Here is an 827-nt window from a genome sequence, read left to right on the forward strand (position 1 = left end):
AGGAACAGCCGAACGCGCCCCAGAAGCCCTTCGTGTCCGACGTCGGCAATGCGCTGCCCCACGCGCTCGCGTGCGCATGCTGGTGCACGTTGCACGCATTCGCGCAGCCGCACATCGCGGCGGCCGCCGCCGCGCGTTGCAACGGTGCGCCGCTGCGCTGCGTCGCGCCCCAGCCGCCGTAACCGCCGTACTCGCGCACCGGCGACCAGTCCGGCATCGCGGGCGGAATCGGCGCGTCATGCGACGCGAACGGGCCCGCGCCCCACACGATCCGGCCGCCGACCACCGTCAGCAACGCGGTCGTGCCCGCGATGTCGTCCTCCGCGCACGCGAAGAAGTCGCGATCCGGCACGACCACGTCGGCCAGCTGCCCGACCGCGATCCGCCCTTTCTTGCCGACTTCGTTCGAGAACCACGTCACGTATTCGGTCCACATGCGCAGCGCGGTCTCGCGATCGAGCAGGTTGCGCTGCGGATACATGCGCAAGCCACCGATCGTCTTGCCCGTCACGAGCCAGGACAGCGACACCCACGGGTTGTACGACGCCACGCGCGTCGCGTCGGTGCCGGCCGACACCTTGAGGCCCTTCGACAGCATCTTCGCGACCGGCGGCGTCGCTTCGGCCGCCTGCGCGCCGTAACGCTCGACGAAGTATTCGCCCTGGTACGCCATCCGGTGCTGCACCGCGATGCCGCCGCCCAGCGCCGCGATACGATCCATCGACTTTTCGGTGATGGTTTCCGCGTGATCGAAGAACCAGTTCAGCCCTTCGAGCGGGATGTCCTTGTTCACCTTCTCGAACACGTCGAGCGCGCGGCTGATCGTT

General features: G+C 68.7%; 1 protein-coding gene. It reads right to left on the reverse strand.

Annotation, left to right across the window (positions count from 1 at the left end):
• On the reverse strand, window positions 1–827 hold an 827-nt coding region (locus tag DPV74_RS41835), incomplete at both ends, for an amidohydrolase family protein (protein ID WP_162923363.1).

The organism is Burkholderia sp. HAN2018 (assembly GCF_024704855.1).
Taxonomy (GTDB): Bacteria; Pseudomonadota; Gammaproteobacteria; order Burkholderiales; family Burkholderiaceae; genus Burkholderia; species Burkholderia cepacia.